This window comes from Pedobacter albus (assembly GCF_036324255.1).
GTDB classification, from domain to species: domain Bacteria; phylum Bacteroidota; class Bacteroidia; order Sphingobacteriales; family Sphingobacteriaceae; genus Pedobacter; species Pedobacter albus.
On the sequence record NZ_JAZDQT010000002.1, the window covers coordinates 505107 to 520379 of the forward strand.

15 protein-coding genes and 1 tRNA gene are annotated in these 15273 nt (G+C 37.9%); 4 read left to right on the forward strand and 12 right to left on the reverse strand.

Annotated features, from left to right (window positions below):
* Nucleotides 1-8: 8 nt before the first annotated feature.
* Nucleotides 9-557 (reverse strand): helix-turn-helix domain-containing protein, encoded by a 549-nt coding sequence (locus VRU48_RS12010; RefSeq protein WP_330108156.1) that lies wholly within the window; start codon nucleotides 555-557, stop codon nucleotides 9-11.
* 136 nt (nucleotides 558-693) lie between these two features.
* On the opposite strand from VRU48_RS12010, the gene VRU48_RS12015 reads away from it, so the two are divergent.
* Nucleotides 694-1206, forward strand: coding sequence for a hypothetical protein (locus tag VRU48_RS12015; RefSeq protein WP_330108157.1), 513 nt, complete (start codon nucleotides 694-696; stop codon nucleotides 1204-1206).
* A 62-nt stretch (nucleotides 1207-1268) separates the two neighbouring features.
* Here VRU48_RS12015 and VRU48_RS12020 read toward each other — a convergent pair whose 3' ends face one another.
* The 4 genes from VRU48_RS12020 to VRU48_RS12035 form a co-directional block, all read right to left on the reverse strand.
* Nucleotides 1269-2327, reverse strand: coding sequence for a serine hydrolase domain-containing protein (locus tag VRU48_RS12020; protein ID WP_330108158.1), 1059 nt, complete (start codon nucleotides 2325-2327; stop codon nucleotides 1269-1271).
* Between the two features lie 165 nt (nucleotides 2328-2492).
* On the reverse strand, nucleotides 2493-3959 hold the full coding sequence (locus VRU48_RS12025; protein WP_330108159.1) for a serine hydrolase domain-containing protein: 1467 nt from the start codon (nucleotides 3957-3959) through the stop codon (nucleotides 2493-2495).
* A gap of 130 nt (nucleotides 3960-4089) precedes the next feature.
* The gene (locus VRU48_RS12030; RefSeq protein WP_330108160.1) at nucleotides 4090-5229 is read right to left on the reverse strand and encodes a helix-turn-helix domain-containing protein; all 1140 of its coding nucleotides are present in this window, start codon (nucleotides 5227-5229) and stop codon (nucleotides 4090-4092) included.
* A gap of 510 nt (nucleotides 5230-5739) precedes the next feature.
* Nucleotides 5740-6405: a hypothetical protein gene (locus VRU48_RS12035; protein WP_330108161.1), complete on the reverse strand. Its 666-nt coding sequence runs from the start codon at nucleotides 6403-6405 to the stop codon at nucleotides 5740-5742.
* Between the two features lie 232 nt (nucleotides 6406-6637).
* On the opposite strand from VRU48_RS12035, the gene VRU48_RS12040 reads away from it, so the two are divergent.
* On the forward strand, nucleotides 6638-7486 hold the full coding sequence (locus VRU48_RS12040; protein WP_330108162.1) for a hypothetical protein: 849 nt from the start codon (nucleotides 6638-6640) through the stop codon (nucleotides 7484-7486).
* A gap of 133 nt (nucleotides 7487-7619) precedes the next feature.
* Here VRU48_RS12040 and VRU48_RS12045 read toward each other — a convergent pair whose 3' ends face one another.
* Nucleotides 7620-9239, reverse strand: a complete 1620-nt coding sequence (locus tag VRU48_RS12045) for an argonaute/piwi family protein (RefSeq protein WP_330108163.1) — start codon at nucleotides 9237-9239, stop codon at nucleotides 7620-7622.
* On the reverse strand, nucleotides 9240-10616 hold the full coding sequence (locus tag VRU48_RS12050; RefSeq protein WP_330108164.1) for a DUF4365 domain-containing protein: 1377 nt from the start codon (nucleotides 10614-10616) through the stop codon (nucleotides 9240-9242).
* Nucleotides 10617-10862: 246 nt separating this feature from the next.
* Between VRU48_RS12050 and VRU48_RS12055 the strand changes: the two genes are divergently transcribed.
* The gene (locus VRU48_RS12055; protein ID WP_330108165.1) at nucleotides 10863-11111 is read left to right on the forward strand and encodes a hypothetical protein; all 249 of its coding nucleotides are present in this window, start codon (nucleotides 10863-10865) and stop codon (nucleotides 11109-11111) included.
* Nucleotides 11112-11244: 133 nt separating this feature from the next.
* Here VRU48_RS12055 and VRU48_RS12060 read toward each other — a convergent pair.
* Nucleotides 11245-11321 (reverse strand) — tRNA-Asn (locus VRU48_RS12060).
* 143 nt (nucleotides 11322-11464) lie between these two features.
* Here VRU48_RS12060 and VRU48_RS12065 point away from each other — a divergent pair.
* Nucleotides 11465-12385 (forward strand): PfkB family carbohydrate kinase, encoded by a 921-nt coding sequence (locus VRU48_RS12065; protein ID WP_330108166.1) that lies wholly within the window; start codon nucleotides 11465-11467, stop codon nucleotides 12383-12385.
* A 104-nt stretch (nucleotides 12386-12489) separates the two neighbouring features.
* Here VRU48_RS12065 and VRU48_RS12070 read toward each other — a convergent pair whose 3' ends face one another.
* From VRU48_RS12070 to murB, 4 genes are all read right to left on the reverse strand, one after another.
* On the reverse strand, nucleotides 12490-12723 hold the full coding sequence (locus VRU48_RS12070) for a cytochrome b5 domain-containing protein (RefSeq protein ID WP_330108167.1): 234 nt from the start codon (nucleotides 12721-12723) through the stop codon (nucleotides 12490-12492).
* The gene (locus tag VRU48_RS12075) at nucleotides 12723-13400 is read right to left on the reverse strand and encodes a lycopene cyclase domain-containing protein (protein WP_330108168.1); all 678 of its coding nucleotides are present in this window, start codon (nucleotides 13398-13400) and stop codon (nucleotides 12723-12725) included. Before VRU48_RS12075 ends, VRU48_RS12070 begins: the two co-directional genes overlap by 1 nt.
* A 132-nt stretch (nucleotides 13401-13532) precedes the next feature.
* The gene (locus tag VRU48_RS12080) at nucleotides 13533-14060 is read right to left on the reverse strand and encodes an RNA polymerase sigma factor (protein ID WP_199137766.1); all 528 of its coding nucleotides are present in this window, start codon (nucleotides 14058-14060) and stop codon (nucleotides 13533-13535) included.
* A 156-nt stretch (nucleotides 14061-14216) separates the two neighbouring features.
* Nucleotides 14217-15233: a UDP-N-acetylmuramate dehydrogenase gene (gene murB / locus VRU48_RS12085; protein WP_330108169.1), complete on the reverse strand. Its 1017-nt coding sequence runs from the start codon at nucleotides 15231-15233 to the stop codon at nucleotides 14217-14219.
* Between the last annotated feature and the right edge of the window lie 40 nt (nucleotides 15234-15273).

A 15273-nucleotide genomic window follows, 5' to 3' on the forward strand; every position in this document is an offset into this window, starting at 1 on the left:
ACAGCCTTTTACTTTAAAAAAGCGAAAGACAAGGGATAGCGAATGGGCTGTTGGTTAATGGACCTGAAAAGGTTGAGCAGGCACATCACCACGGTGTAAAAGTAAATCAATAGGGTTAGCGGAAACCCTACCGGAAAGAAGAAAATGAGCAACAAAACCGAAGGCACAAAAGCGAAAGACATCGTCAGCTGAAAATTGAGTACCTGCTTGCCTTGGCGATCATATTCGGACTGTTCATCTTTTTTAAGCAACCATAAAAATCCGGGTAAAATAATGTTGAGGATGGGAAAAAACAAACCGACCAGGGCCAGGCCGTGGAACAAGGGCGCTAGCTTATTTACTTTGCCAGCAGTTGTTGCATCTGACGCTTTCTCCAAAAGCAATTCAGGTTCCACATCCAAACAATCGGCCAGCAATTTAAGTGTAGCCAAGTGTGCCTCTACCGTACCTTTTTCAATGCGCTGAATGGTTCTGGCACTTACACCCGAAAGGGTTGCCAATTGTTCTTGGCTTAATCCTTTTTTGCGACGAAAAGTGGCTAATGGCGAAGTGGGCATACACAAATATAGAAGTTGTTGCTCATTAACAGCAAAAGCGCAAACCGCTTTTTGGGCAAAAGCATTAATTGCAAGATATTTTGCTTATTTTAATGATGACTTGAAATCTGAAAAATAAATGTAAAGCTCAAAGCCGATGAAAAGAATTCTTGTAGCCATGTTGCTGCTCTCAATGTACGTGAATGTTTTTGCTCAAACCAAGCATCTTCGTGTCTTACCCCAAACAAGTATCATTAATGTCAATGATACTGCTTATCTACGCGTTTTAGATGGCATCATAATCGACAAAAGCTACCAGATCAAAGCTTACGAAAGAGCCAGCATCAGACAGCGGGAAGACCTGGCGCATTTTGAAAACAAAGGGAACAAACGTGTAATGATCATAGGTCTAGAAGTAAGCGACCTTGAATCTAAAATAGACAGCGTTTTATATTCGAGACCAACCTTTATAGAAACCTACAAATACCCATTAGATATTCGTCTACCAATCTCTATCAACAACAAGCTATTGTCGAATGATCAAAAACAGCAAACACTGGCTAAATTAACTTTAGAAAAAATCAAGAAAATAGAATACCTGGCTAACAACAACCCTAAAGTCAACCCTAAAATTACACCCTACGGCGTAATCAATTTAAAAACAGAATAAAGCCTTCCAGTTTGCACTGAAAGGCTTTGTTCCTGAGCCACGACTTGTATCAACCGACTAACTTATTTCAAAGCGGTCTCCGTGATTTCGTTCAACAGGCTATTTCTCATTTTCGAGTTCCTTTGGTCCAAAAGGATAATAATGCCCCAGTTTTTTGCTCTATTGTAACATATAATCGAAGATTGGCCCATAGAATCTCCAGATTTCATATAGAGGGTATTCCCATTATCCGTCACAATATTTGTACCTAATCCCATTTCTCTCTTTTCATCCTTATAATAGATTTTTTCTGTTAGCAGCGCAGCTTTGCCTACGGTGGTTTCATTGTTTAAAACGCCTCTCAGGAACTTGACCATATCGGCTGCATTAGATTTGACCAGTCCGGCTGGCGCAGTAACGTTCCACTTAAAGAATTCCTGCACACCGCCATTAGGGTTATGGCCGGTTGTAAGGTTTTTCACGTCAAAATCTTTCGTTAATGTATGGGCCATTTTTAAGGGTGTTAGCATTTTTTCCCTGATCAACACTTCGTAAGGCTTATTATAGATCACTTCCAATATTTGCCCTAGCAAGGTATAGCCAACCGTAGAGTAACGGTATTTGCCATAATCTATCAGTTCGCTACAATTATTGATGAGCGTAGCCAATGATTTATCAGTAACACTATTTATAGGCTGTTGCGAATCTAAAGCTATTAATTTTGCAAAATCGATGTCAGGCAAACCAGATTGATGAGATGCCAGGTCTGAGATTTTGATTTTGTTCTTGAGATTCTGCTGCAGCACATAAGCCTTAGGCAGGAAACCGTCGATGTAATCATCCAGCTTTATTTTATGCTCCATAACCGCTTGCGCAATTAAATTCGACGTCAGAATCTTAGTGATGGACGCGATTTCGAATATCGAGTTTTTATTGATTTCAGCTTGGCTTTGTACATTTAACTTGCCATAAGCCGTATAGAATTCTTCATCGTTTTTGATAAAACCAACACTAATACCTACATCAGGATTTTTTTTATAATTAGCGTTTACGATCGAATCGATCTTTTTGGTGATGCTTTGTCCAAAAGCAAAATTGCTGATTAATAATAGCGTTGCTAAGAATTTGAATGGCGTTTTCATTGTATCGTTTTTTAGGGTAAAAATTATTTCTGTACAAACATGGGAAAGAGTGCAAAACTATGCGACCGAATAAAAATAGTCGTACGCATTTGTTTGAAAACACTAGTACGAGTAATCACAAAATACTGTACTACAATATTTTGCAGTACAGTATTCAAGATGTTGTTATTTTGATCTATGAACCAGTGGGATTTGAATATTCAAATGATCTCTTGTTAAGACAACAGATTTTGGTTCGCCATTGCTGAAATCAAATTTTAATAAGTTGGGATAATCAACAATTTTAAATGATCCATCTTTTAGATAAAGTAATTCATTCTCATTTTTCCCTTTAAGAAAATCCAAAAGCGGAGATTCGACATAAAGGCGATTATTCTTTTCTACTATTTTGGTTTCCATTCCCTGCCCGTACAAGAAATCGTTATAATTTCCAACCAGTTGTTTCCTTAAACTCAAAGGCATTTCCTGAATAGCTTCATTGGTTGTGTTATTCCAGTCCATCAATGTAAGGATCTTTACTCTGGTGTGATTCATTACAGGAAAACGATTCGGTTTTTCGCCATTGGCAAGATACACCATACCGTTACCGTTTGTCATCGTAGCCAAAATATTGCCTCCAACTCCAGTATTAGAACCATTGCATGAAAACCAATCGTAGTTGTTATACCCAAAAGACTTTTGCCATCCGTAACTCCATCCGCCTACAGCATTTTTTAAGGCGCTTACTGCTGTTATTGCTTTTGCAATACGATGAGAAACCACTTTGTTGTTTTTATTACGCAAAGCATTTTGTATCTCGATAGAAAGTTTAGCTAAATCTGTCGGTGTCGACCACATTCCAGAAGCACCCACTTGTGGCGTTATTGGCAATCCTGTTCTGATGACTTTACCATCCTCATCATGAACTAGAGCCACATTTGATGGGAAACCCTTTTCATTAGGCTGAATCATTGTAGTATTTTTCATGCCAAGTGGAGAAAAGATATAGGCTTGTGCAAGTGCTGCCATAGATTTATTTAAGGTATCCTCTAATGCCATTTGGACAATTACATAGCCACCGCCGCTATATCGCCAATTAGTTCCTGGGGTAAACAAGAAATCAATTTCTTTATTATACCTCGGTATTTGGCCTAAAAGACTTTGCTTTATGGTTGGAATGGTATCTCCTTCATAATGATCTGCAAATCCATCTTGAGTTGTACCGGCAGTATGATTCAAAAACTGTCTCCAGGTTGGACTGTTGTTCTCCGTAAACTTGCTTTTTGGCAAATGCCAACGTTTTAAATATTTATCTATTGGCTCATCTAAATTGATCAGGCCTTTCTCTTCAAGGATATAGCAAAGAAGTGCGGTGACTGGTTTTGAAATCGATGCTGTCGAAAAAGCAGTGTTTTCATCTATCTTTTCTTTTGAGTTTATTGATTTCACTCCAAATTGGTTGGAATAGACGATTTTGTAGTTTTCAAAAACAACGAGGCTAAACCCTGCAAGCTTGTGTTTTTCTAAATGTTGTTCGATATTTAAACTGTCTGTTAAAAAGCTATAGTCTCTTTTTTTCGACAAACCTTTGTTCATTGTTTGGCAACCCGAAACTATTAATAGAAGCATTAGTAAATAAAGTGTCCTTTTCATGGCATCGTTTTTTAGGTTAAAAATTATTTCGATACAAACATGAGAAAGAGGCCAAAGCTATGCGACCGAATAAAAGTAGTCGTACGCATTTGTTTTAAAGCACAAGTACGAGTAATTACAAATTACTGTTTTACAGGTGTTTACGATATGATGTTGGGGTGTTACCTGTGTGCTTTTTAAAAGCCGTATTAAAAGAAGATTTGGAATTAAAACCCACTTCATAGAGGATTTCTAAAATGGTTACCTTGCTTTTTGAAGCATCTTTTAACATATCCACGGCTACTTCTATACGATAGGCATTAATGAAATCATAAAAATGCTGTTCTAGCTTATGATTAATTAAAAGAGATAAATCGCGAACAGGAACCTTAATCTTCTTAGCAACATCTTGAATAGTTAAAGCAGGATTAAGAAATGGCTTTTCTTCGGTCATATACCGCTGCAATTTCAATAACTCTTCCTTATATTCTTTTTCACCTATGGCCGATTGGCCGCTGTTCTTTTCTTCTAAAACAAGATCGGAAACCAGTTTTAATTTCAAGTCGATATTCCTAAACAAATCCGGGTGGTTTAATGCTTTATATAAATACCAACAAATAATAAACAGCTGAGCTATCAAGATTGCAATTTTTATCCATTCGGAGATATATGCATAATCAGAAAATTTAAAAGCATTTTTTAAAATGACAATCAGATATAAAATGGTGAGTACGCTTGTAAACTGAAACAACCAATTATAAGCATTAATGTTGGTGCCTGCATTATTTTCAAAATAGAGCTTTTTTGCTTTTCTTAATAAGATAAAGACCGCCGTAAAATATACAACAACCTGAATATGAACAAGAATATGGTTAAATTGCAATTCAACCATATTTTGACGATTTACAATAAAATCAATTTTAGAAGCGGCATCTACCGTATAAAAACGAGGCAGCAAAACTACATTCGCAATCAAAAAAGGAAGCAAATGCAACAGATGTTTGGGTTTAAGCCTGAAATCAGCATAGCAAACAGATAAAACATACAGGTAAAAAACAGGAATCTGCAAGAAAGCAACCGTGCTTCTGAACATGCCCAGGTTCGAAGGGCCACCGGCTACCAAATTAAATAAAACGTGACTAAGATCTATTGCGGTTACCAATAGAAAAATAGCGAATAACACATTGCTGATCTTGTGTTTTGTTTTAACCGTAAGCAGAAAAAATGCGAGAAATAATGAAATGAATAAAGAGATTACAGTTACAATAACCAATAAATTGATTTTATCCATTCTTTTTCGTTCGTCGTTTATTTTAGAAAAGCAGTTCTTTAGTTCACAGATAAGGACTCGTAGCTTTAAGCCACGTCCTCTTTATCCATTCATTTGGTGGGGCGAATTTAATTAATTTCTATAATTATCATCGATCAGGCTAATTAAAACGAGAAAGCCTCATTTGGTGGTGATAAGGCTTGTTGCTGTAACAGGCTCTCGGAGCGGGGTTTACTTACGATGCCTAACACAGGCTTCTCGCCCAACCTAAACAAAAAAAGCGAACAACTTTCGTTATTCGCTTTTAAGCTCCCGAGACTGTGTACTTTTCTAGAAATTTGCTCGATGATTTGACTAGAATTTCAAAAATTGATGAAGATCCTTTGGAAGATTTCAAATAATCACAACATTTATTATTAAAAATGAAAGGCGATTATATTTAAAAAAACAGGACTCTTTTATTTACTTACTTCAAGCCAAAGTTTTTGGCTTGAAGTAAGTAATTCGATTTTTGATTCTTAGTGAGGAAAATCAAGCTATTCCGTTTTGTAGCCTGAAGTCAGGGTCGCTCATGTGGCCGGCATAAAAAGTTGGTAGGACCTTTGGTTCACCATAACCTATATTTCCTGCAATACGTGGCAACGTTACCGCTACAGATGCATGTCTGCTCGGTTTTTTTGCGTTTGAGGGGTAATCGTATGTCACGGTCATCAGCACATCAGTTTCCATCGTTTTGATATCGACTTGGATAAGCCAGTCCAGCTCCCTTTGGTCAAATCCGTCAATTCCCATCATTCTCTCCATTTTCTCATTATGAAATACCCTATCTTCGGCATAGGATATCGCCATCTCTTTGAAATCTTTCCAGACTTTCTCGGACAATTGTTCGTTGGTGATAATTGTCTTGTAAATTGCCGCTGCAAGAATATCGCTGGAAGGAAGCCCTGATGGTAGGTTTGCCAAGGTTTTTAGGCGCTTTTCTACCCGCTGCATTGGATGGTTTAAGATAATCAGTTCCGCATCTTTTAGGGTTCCAATGGAACATTTTTTGTCGGCAAGCAGCGCTGCACGAGACGAATATCCGAAATAAGCCGCCACAATTTCATGTGCATGTGTAGGTTTTAACTGGATTCCGTAATTGTTTTGGGTGCAGGTGCGCAAGGAATCAGCGCATGTTTTTGTAATTTCAAGCTTCATAGCAATTATAGTAACGCCGGTTTTTTTGGTCGCCGTGAGTGTTTAAAGACAACCATGCCAGCGATTTGACAAAATTTGCTGTTTGACTTGTCATTTGTTGATTAACCTAGCATTTTCAGCCACTCACAACTGGGGCGCTCGATTCCTTCTTCGAAAGTAAAAATAATAATTTAAAAACTGTAAATGTTTCGGTAACTTAATTTTCTAAATGCACTGAATGATAATAGTCTAAATGATCGAGAAAATAAACACATCAAAGGAAGTAGATAAGATGTTGGATCACATCATGTCAACTGAACTTGCACCTCATACTTGCCAAATATTTGAGAAAGGGAGACCAAAAGGTATGAAGCCTTATGGGGCAGGTGTAATGGTCATTTTAAACGAAATGTATTTCCTTCTAACTGCTTCACATGTCGTCGAAGATTGGTCAGATGAAAACCAACTTTTTATAAAATCTAAGCGTGGATACATTTCGATTGTAGGCACTATGAGCCAAACGGACATTGCTAAAAGTGAAGGGGTTGATTTAGCCTTTATCAAACTCGATGAAGTAATTTTACCAGAAATTTTAGCAGGGTATAAATTTCTACCTTTATCAAAATTTAGAAAGCATATAAACTTGTTGGATGCAGCCCAGTATTGCGTCATTGGATATCCTGAAATTAACAAAAAAATTGATAGCAAAGGTATCATGCAAACCGGGACTTCAGCTTATTTTATGGCTCCCTCGAAGCAAAAAGTATATGATTACTATAATTTGAAAAAACGAAATCATATCTCCCTCGAATTTAAAGGCAAGGGAATGGACATCAGGACTGGAGAAAGCAAAAAACTAAAAGGACATCATTATGGGCTTAGTGGATGCGGTTTGTGGTTAATTTTAATTGCCAATAATCAGAATGTGTACTCCTATGATTATCGACTTATAGGAATAATGACCGACTTTAGAAGAGGGAAATATGACTGTCTTTTTGGAAATCACATAGAGTTCATTTTACAAGCGTTGCAAGCATTTAAACATCTTAATTACAAGGAAATACCTGTGGCGGATGTTTACACTCGATATGAGAATAGCTAATTTGCAAACGGATTTACTAATTATAGCATACGATACCATTTCCCGCATTTTTAAACCAATGCATTAAAAATGTAAAGCGGATTCGTGCATCATGTTAGCCGATTGAGTCAATTCATCCGGTAATTTTGTAATCCTACATATAGTAGAAATATTTGTTGGGCGGATTTGTTACATCATCATCAAAATATTGAATTATTTCACCAACTTTTTGTGCAAATCTTATGGTTATGGGAAGACTATCGTAGTAATTGCAATTATTAAAATTAAGCTTGGTTAATGCTAGAATTTCTTCCGAAAGCGTTGTAATACTTGTATCACCTTCAAATTTAATTATATCAAGTGGATGTGGAATATGCATACCTGGGTAAGTTTCATAATATGGTATATATCCTGTTGTGTACAATACTCCATAATTTCGATCAACTTCCAAAAATGTCCCTCTGATAACAGGATAGTCTCCAGTATTTCTAAGCAATTTAAACTTTGAGCTTTTTACAGTGACTAAATCCATTTCTACATCATTTCCGAGGCTATCCACAATACCCTTTTTTAAACCCTCTGTTTCTGCAAAGTTTGGATTGATAGCACCAGTCCAAAAATCCGTAGTTTTGTGAATGACAACCCTAGTAGGCTTAATACGGTTAAATCTCTCATATTCTTTTAACACCATTGATATTAGTTCCTTTGCATAATCATAGGAGAGATGAGGAGAAGGCGTTTGATTCTTTAATGAATCCCATTCAAATTGCTTTCCTATAAACACTAATCCTTTGCCCTGATAATTAAAAGCCTGTGCTATACTTGCGCGAACGTTATTATTGTCGCTATTTATTACCTTATTAAAACTTATACCAATAAAACAGGTGTTCTTGTCTTTGATGTCCAAGCTCCAAGGAGTTCCCTCGTTTTTATAATAACATGCATTAACAAAATTCCAGGCTACCATTGACTTATCCTGAAGCCTTCTTTTCCCTGTGCGTGTCAATGTGCTTTCTATAATTAATTGAACTGGTATAGCATTAGGCAATACTATCAGTTGAGCTTTAATATAACGTCTAAGGTTAAAAAATTTATTCCCCATCGACAATGAACCAATAGCTTTAACCACCTTGTCTGGTATAATAATAAAGCATATGCTTGGCCTTGTCGTGATAAAATTCTCTAGAATGTCTTTATACTGTGTAATAAGTAATTCGCAATAATAGGCCGCCTTTTCTAATTGACTTGTTTCCTTATCAGATAATTCATCATTTTTATCTCTTTTTTTAACAATGTAGTCAATATCTGCATTTTTGATGACCCTGTTGTTTGAGTTATCATTTAGAAATTTACATTGGAAAATTGATTCAGAATCAAATCCTGGAAAGTCTGGATTTACTCGCTTATTAACTTCAAAAGTAATATCATCAGAATCATGTTGGCTCCCATCTTCGTTTTCAAACAAGGAATTAATCAGTTTTTCCTCCTCATCAATCACATTTACGATACCATTTTCAATCTCAAAATCACTTTCATTAGATGCATTTAAGAATGATTCGGGCTCTGCTTTAATCTCCTTTGAAACATCATTAATCCAAGTTGTCAAATCTTCGGAATTCTCTTTAGTCCCAATTATTGCGAAATGAATTTCCGAACGATGTGTTGTCGATGTTAAAGAGTAAAATCCACCAACAGTTAGCCCCATTTTAGGATCGTCACAAAGGAATTTATTTCCAAACTCTACTACCGGCTCCTCTAATAGCTTTACTTTCATCTAAAATAATTTATTTTGGGTGTCATCTATTGGGTTCACTTTCGCCTGTGGTTTTTTTATAGATAAATCGTTCTCTTTATATATGCCAAAATTAGCTGAGACTACCTCCAACGGTTTAATCTGAATCTTAAATTCATCTAGTTCTGCAATTTTAATCATATCATGCCCGCCACTTAAATATTCTTGCCAAAAATGAAGGGTATTCAAGACTTGACTGTTATATTCAAGGCCATTTAATTTGTTGGTATATTTTGTAATCTTCATTGGCGAGAGTGGTTCACCCCCATCTTTTGTAAAATGATATTTATAATTCAAGATAAAAATTGGGGACTTATCAAGAAAGTCTATATAATAAGTGAAACCCATGTGCCTAAAAAAAGCATCTTTCCCGTACTCGTAAAAATTGACTACCGTCCTTTCACCTTGTGTTTCTCTCTTTCTAGTCTTATAAGTTATTTTTAAAGAATCCTCAGTTGATGGTTTAGCAAAGAAAAAGTGTCCCTTATTTTTGCGGTTTGCCCATAACTTCCTGTCTTTAACAAAAAAATCGCGGAGATATAAATTAAGAAGCTCGACATAATGGTTAAGCAAAGACTTATCCTCGAAAAACTCATCATATTTTAAAATCTCGGGCTGACTATCAGTCGTAGTTAAGATTCGTTCTCGAAAGTCTTTATGGAATGTGGGAATATTCTGGAAACAGTAAATTTTTTTATTATAAATAAGAAATGGAGGTATTTGCACACCTTCATCCATTTGTTTGAAGACGTCTTTTTTTGTTTTAAATTCAGAATTATAGATGTACAATACTTTCGGAAACGAAGAGAAAAATTGCACATTGGAAACCAACGTCTCCTTAACGTTTCCATCAAATCGTGGCTTAAAATACGATTCTCTAATCTTTGTAAAAAATGTTCCCTCTCCAACAAATAGCTCTGTTTCTGTATTCTTAAAAACTACTGGATATGAAGATGTTTTGGTATGTTTTTTATGATAGACGTAATCTTCTTTCGTTATCTTTCTAGCAAAAAGTCTGTCTTTTTGAGAATCATAGATTACCAGAATAACTCCCAAGTTATGCGCCGACCAGTATTCAAAATCGTCTTGCGTTGCGTAAAAAGTAAATCCATCATCGGTTTGATTTTTAATATACGAATTACTTGAGGCAGTACTTTTCAACTGAACTTTTATTATCTGTCCTGAAGCAATCATTTTCTCCTTTTCAAATTTTACGAGTTCAATTTCACCGTCAACTCCGTAATCATGTTCCTTAATTTCACGGAAAATAATATATGGATCATGTTGATTACAATATTGCTTAAACTTGATTACCCCACTGTCGCCAATAATATGAGTTGGACTAACGTATTTCGCCATAAACTATTTCCGATTACTATAATTTTTTAAAGATAGTCAATATCGGACTTAAATAGTTATTTGAAAAATGCTCGTTGATCATTCCTAAAAAAGACATTAAAACACCTATTGCCCGCAAGGGCGCACGGGAATTTTGTGGCGCAGCAAAACTAATGGTAGCTGGTCTACTTATAATCCAAAATTTTTCACTATATTAATTTAAACCACAACAAACTATTATGGCATCATTCACCAAAACTTACCATAATGGAAAATCAAAGAAAGCTTACCACTAGAAAGGTAATTCAGGACTTCAAAGCCAAAAAAATTAATCTTACAGAAAAGCAAGCAGAAGAATACATCGATCTTATTTATTTCCTCTCAGAACAGGCATTTAAACTCTATAATGCAAGCAAAACTTGCAATCCCATCGAATTTAATAGCATCGAACCAAAAAAAGCTGAGAATATAAATTATAATCTATTCGCTAAGAAGGTATTAGTAAAGCAAGTTTAGGTTTTTTAGAGGCTTTGCACAGTATGGGTGCGGACACTGGGCTCGAACCAAAAATCGGCCTCTATTTCCACTATGCAACGATTTGAAAATCAGCTAAAAACAGAAATGCCCTTCACGATATCGTGAAGGGCATTGGCTCCCGAAGCTGGGCTCGAACCAGCGACCCTCTGATTAACAGTCAGATGCTCTAACCGGCTGAGCTATTCGGGAGTACCGGTTATCCAAAAACGCCTTGTTGTACATGCTTTGAACATATACCCCTGTTCGTTTTGGGAATGCAATATTAGGGCTTTTAAATTATTTATGCAATATTTGCAGTGAAAAAATTTTAAAAAAATTACAACTTAACAGATATGAGCCTGATAATCATAGGTACTGTGGCTTTCGATGCCCTGGAGACCCCATTCGGAAAAACAGATAAAATTGTAGGCGGCGCGGCTACTTATGCCAGTTTAGCCGCTTCTTATTTCTACAACAAGACTAAAATCGTAGCCGTTGTTGGCGATGATTTCGGACAGGACAACATCAACATCCTGAACCAGCACGGCGTCGACACCGAAGGCCTGCAAGTTAAGGAAGGCGAAAAGTCTTTCTTTTGGAGCGGCAAATACCACAACGACATGAACAGCCGCGACACCTTGGTTACCGAGCTGAACGTGCTTGAAAATTTCGACCCGATCATTCCAGAAAGTTATCAGGACTGCGAGTATTTGATGCTGGGCAACTTGACGCCACAAGTCCAACAAACCGTAATCAAGCGCTTAAAGAACCGTCCGAAACTAATTGTATTAGACACCATGAACTTTTGGATGGACATTATGATGGACGACCTTTTGGAAACCATTAAAATGATCGACGTATTGACCATCAACGATTCTGAAGCCCGCCAATTATCTGGAGAATACTCTTTGGTAAAGGCCGCCAATAAAATCTTGACCATGGGTCCAAAATACCTCATCATCAAAAAAGGCGAACACGGCGCATTGTTGTTCCACGAAGACAAAATCTTCTCGGCTCCTGCCCTGCCATTGGCTGATGTATTTGACCCAACCGGTGCCGGCGATACTTTTGCCGGAGGCTTTATCGGTTACCTGGCCCAAGTAGGTACCGTAAACTTCAACAACATGAAAAATGCTTTGATTTATGGTTCGGCGCTTGCTTCTTTCTGCGTAGAGAAATTCGGTATCGAACGTTTATTAGAGCTCGACAAAAAAGCCATTGCCGAACGCCTGCAACAGTTTGTAAACCTGAGCAGTTTCGAAATTACCCAGTAATGGTCAAAAAATCTATACTTGAAAGCCTGCCTAATCAGCAGGCTTTTTTATTTGATCTGAAAAAGGCTTTACTTATTTATTGCGTTGCCTAAGTAATTAACAACCTAGCTTAGTAAGCCAATTACCTTAAATTTTTCGAATACAGTTTCGGTATGGGGCGCATCGGCCAATTCGGCAGTCAGGTCCTGCCCCGCCCAATGCTCGTAATGCTTGCCGTTTTTCCACAGGCGACTTTCGCCCACATCGTAAATCAAACCTTTATAGGCTACCCAAACCTGGGGCTTATCCTGGCCATTGCGCAAAGCAAGCTGCGATTTGGTGTAAGTTGGCAGCTCCATTATTTAGTGGCCCGTTGGCCAAAGAACTCCAATAAATACACGCCCAACAAGAGCATGGCCATGATATAAAAATGGCTTTCCAGTGGGATATCGATAATGTTAATGCCTAAAGTTTCCTTGCCGTTGTAAGAGAGGATAGGCAATCTGGCCATGACGCCAAAACAGATGTAAAAAGGCAGCAAACAAACCAGATAGGCCCGATAAAAGCGATACATGAACCTGATTTTGTTGATATACTCGATATAAAGCAACAAGATAAACAAGAGCACAAAAACCACGATTGTATACCAATGCTTATGGCCGAAAAAGCCAAAAGCTATACAAAGCCCCAACATCAGGTTACTTACGGTCAGGCTAAACTGCTGCAGGTTGTTTTTAGGAAACCGGGCATTGAGGTATTGGTAAACATTGATGCCCAAAAAACTGAAGCCGAAACAGAAAAGAAAAAACTCTAGCGGAACGCCTCGATAGTAGATACCAACTATAAACTCGGAGTTAAATCGCCAGATACCAAAAATATTGAAAACAACCCCAATTGCCGAAAAAACAATACCAGTAACCACTGCCGGAACAGCCGCTTTGTTCAGTTTTTTAAGCTTGAATGCTTTACTGTCTAGACAAAACGTCCAAGGTGCGAGAAAAAGAAAAATATCAAGACATAGAAACAGGTTCTTCATGCAAATAGGTTTAAATTCCGATAGCCAAAAGTAGGATTTTGCCCGGGTTTAACGCATATCTTTTTTCCGCGACAACAGGTTTAACGAAAAAAGGCTCCAAATACTGGAGCCTTTTCGTGTTTTGATAGGTATTTAGACCTCTGTTGCAGCCATGTCTTTGGCGTAGGTTTTCAGGTATTTCTTTAAAATGCCCCGGGCCACATGGATACGCGTTTTTACCGTTCCGATAGGAATATCCAGTTCTTCGGCAATTTCGTGGTATTTGTAGCCTTCGAAGTATTTGATGAAAGGCACATAGTACTCGGGTTGCAAAGTAGCCAGGGCCTTATGGATATCGCCCAACACAAATTTGCTCTCCACGGCATTTCTGGTTGCGCTGTAATGAAGATTGGCCGAAGAAATATCTTCGCTTTGCGTAATCAAGGTATTCGTTTTTACCATGCGCCTGTAGTTATTGATAAACGTATTGCGCATAATGGTAAACAACCACCCTTTTAAATTAGTGCCCTCTTTAAATTTGCTGTAATAAGTAACCGCTTTAAGCAACGTATCCTGTACCAAATCATTAGCGTCTTCGATATCTTTTGTAAAATTTAAAGCAAATGACTGTAATGAGCCAGAATAATCATGCAATTGGTGGTTAAATTGAAGCTGTGTCATAGTTTTTAGGTTTTAAGTTTTAAAAAGAAACAGAAGCTTTGGAGAGTGGTTCGCCAGCTGTTTATATCAACCTTGTCGTACAACTATGATACCAAAAAAATGGTCCAGATTTAATTTTAAAGAAAAAACTTACCTCATGAAACAGAAACAGCCTTGTCACAAAATATTTACCTCGCGCTCCAGCACCACACCAAACTTGGCCTGTACCGTCTGAATGATTTGTTCTGAAAAATTATACACTTCCTGTCCGCTGGCCCCACCATGGTTCACCAATACCAGAGCCTGGTTTTTCCAGGTACCGGTACGGCCCACTACCATTCCCTTAAAGCCGCATTGCTCGATAAGCCAGCCCGCAGCTAGTTTAATTTTGCCCGCTGCTACCGGATAATGCACCACTTCGGGGAATTTTTGGACAAGCCCTTCAAACTGTTCCGGTTCAATAACCGGGTTTTTGAAGAAACTACCCGCGTTACCAATGGTTTTGGGATCGGGTAGCTTGCTTACCCTGATATGAGAAACCACCGCCGAAACATCGGCAATGCTCGGGTCAACGATATTTCTTTTTTCCAGCTCGGCGTTAATGGCGCCATAATGTGTATGCAATTGTGCGGTTTGGCTCAGGTTAAAGCCTACTTGGGTAATGATGTACTGGCCCTTAAGCGCATTTTTGAATACGCTATCGCGATAGCTGAAGGCACAATCGGCATAACTGAAGGTTTTGATTTGGCCTGTGGCAATTTCGAAGGCATTGCACCATGCAAAAACATCTTTCAGCTCTACGCCATAAGCCCCAATGTTCTGGATCGGCGACGCACCTACCGTACCCGGAATCAGGCTGAGGTTTTCCAATCCGGCAAAACCATGGCTTACGCAATAGTTAACCAAATCGTTCCATACTACACCTCCACCGGCACTTACGCTTACTGTATCGCCTGCTATTTCATGGCTAATGCCCTGAATATCCATTTTAACTACTAATCCGTCAAAATCGTGCGTAAACAGCATGTTGCTGCCACCACCCATCACCAAAAGCTTTTGTGTTTTGGCCAGGGGATCGGCAAATACGGCTTGTAGCTCGGCTTCGTTGGCAACAGCCACAAAATAACGGGCCTTTACCTCGATGCCAAAAGTATTGTACGACTTTAAGGATACGTTTTCTCGAAAAATGGACATGGTTTTAGATTAGACAGCAAAGGTATACAAAAAGGCCGAA

Bases quoted from the DNA above. Each gene is read 5' to 3' on its own strand.
- VRU48_RS12010 (WP_330108156.1), bottom strand. From the start codon at position 557: ATGCCCACTTCGCCATTAGCCACTTTTCGTCGCAAAAAAGGATTAAGC.
- VRU48_RS12015 (WP_330108157.1), top strand. From the start codon at position 694: ATGAAAAGAATTCTTGTAGCCATGTTGCTGCTCTCAATGTACGTGAAT.
- VRU48_RS12020 (WP_330108158.1), bottom strand. From the start codon at position 2,327: ATGAAAACGCCATTCAAATTCTTAGCAACGCTATTATTAATCAGCAAT.
- VRU48_RS12025 (WP_330108159.1), bottom strand. From the start codon at position 3,959: ATGAAAAGGACACTTTATTTACTAATGCTTCTATTAATAGTTTCGGGT.
- VRU48_RS12030 (WP_330108160.1), bottom strand. From the start codon at position 5,229: ATGGATAAAATCAATTTATTGGTTATTGTAACTGTAATCTCTTTATTC.
- VRU48_RS12035 (WP_330108161.1), bottom strand. From the start codon at position 6,405: ATGAAGCTTGAAATTACAAAAACATGCGCTGATTCCTTGCGCACCTGC.
- VRU48_RS12040 (WP_330108162.1), top strand. From the start codon at position 6,638: ATGATCGAGAAAATAAACACATCAAAGGAAGTAGATAAGATGTTGGAT.
- VRU48_RS12045 (WP_330108163.1), bottom strand. From the start codon at position 9,239: ATGAAAGTAAAGCTATTAGAGGAGCCGGTAGTAGAGTTTGGAAATAAA.
- VRU48_RS12050 (WP_330108164.1), bottom strand. From the start codon at position 10,616: ATGGCGAAATACGTTAGTCCAACTCATATTATTGGCGACAGTGGGGTA.
- VRU48_RS12055 (WP_330108165.1), top strand. From the start codon at position 10,863: ATGGAAAATCAAAGAAAGCTTACCACTAGAAAGGTAATTCAGGACTTC.
- VRU48_RS12065 (WP_330108166.1), top strand. From the start codon at position 11,465: ATGAGCCTGATAATCATAGGTACTGTGGCTTTCGATGCCCTGGAGACC.
- VRU48_RS12070 (WP_330108167.1), bottom strand. From the start codon at position 12,723: ATGGAGCTGCCAACTTACACCAAATCGCAGCTTGCTTTGCGCAATGGC.
- VRU48_RS12075 (WP_330108168.1), bottom strand. From the start codon at position 13,400: ATGAAGAACCTGTTTCTATGTCTTGATATTTTTCTTTTTCTCGCACCT.
- VRU48_RS12080 (WP_199137766.1), bottom strand. From the start codon at position 14,060: ATGACACAGCTTCAATTTAACCACCAATTGCATGATTATTCTGGCTCA.
- murB (WP_330108169.1), bottom strand. From the start codon at position 15,233: ATGTCCATTTTTCGAGAAAACGTATCCTTAAAGTCGTACAATACTTTT.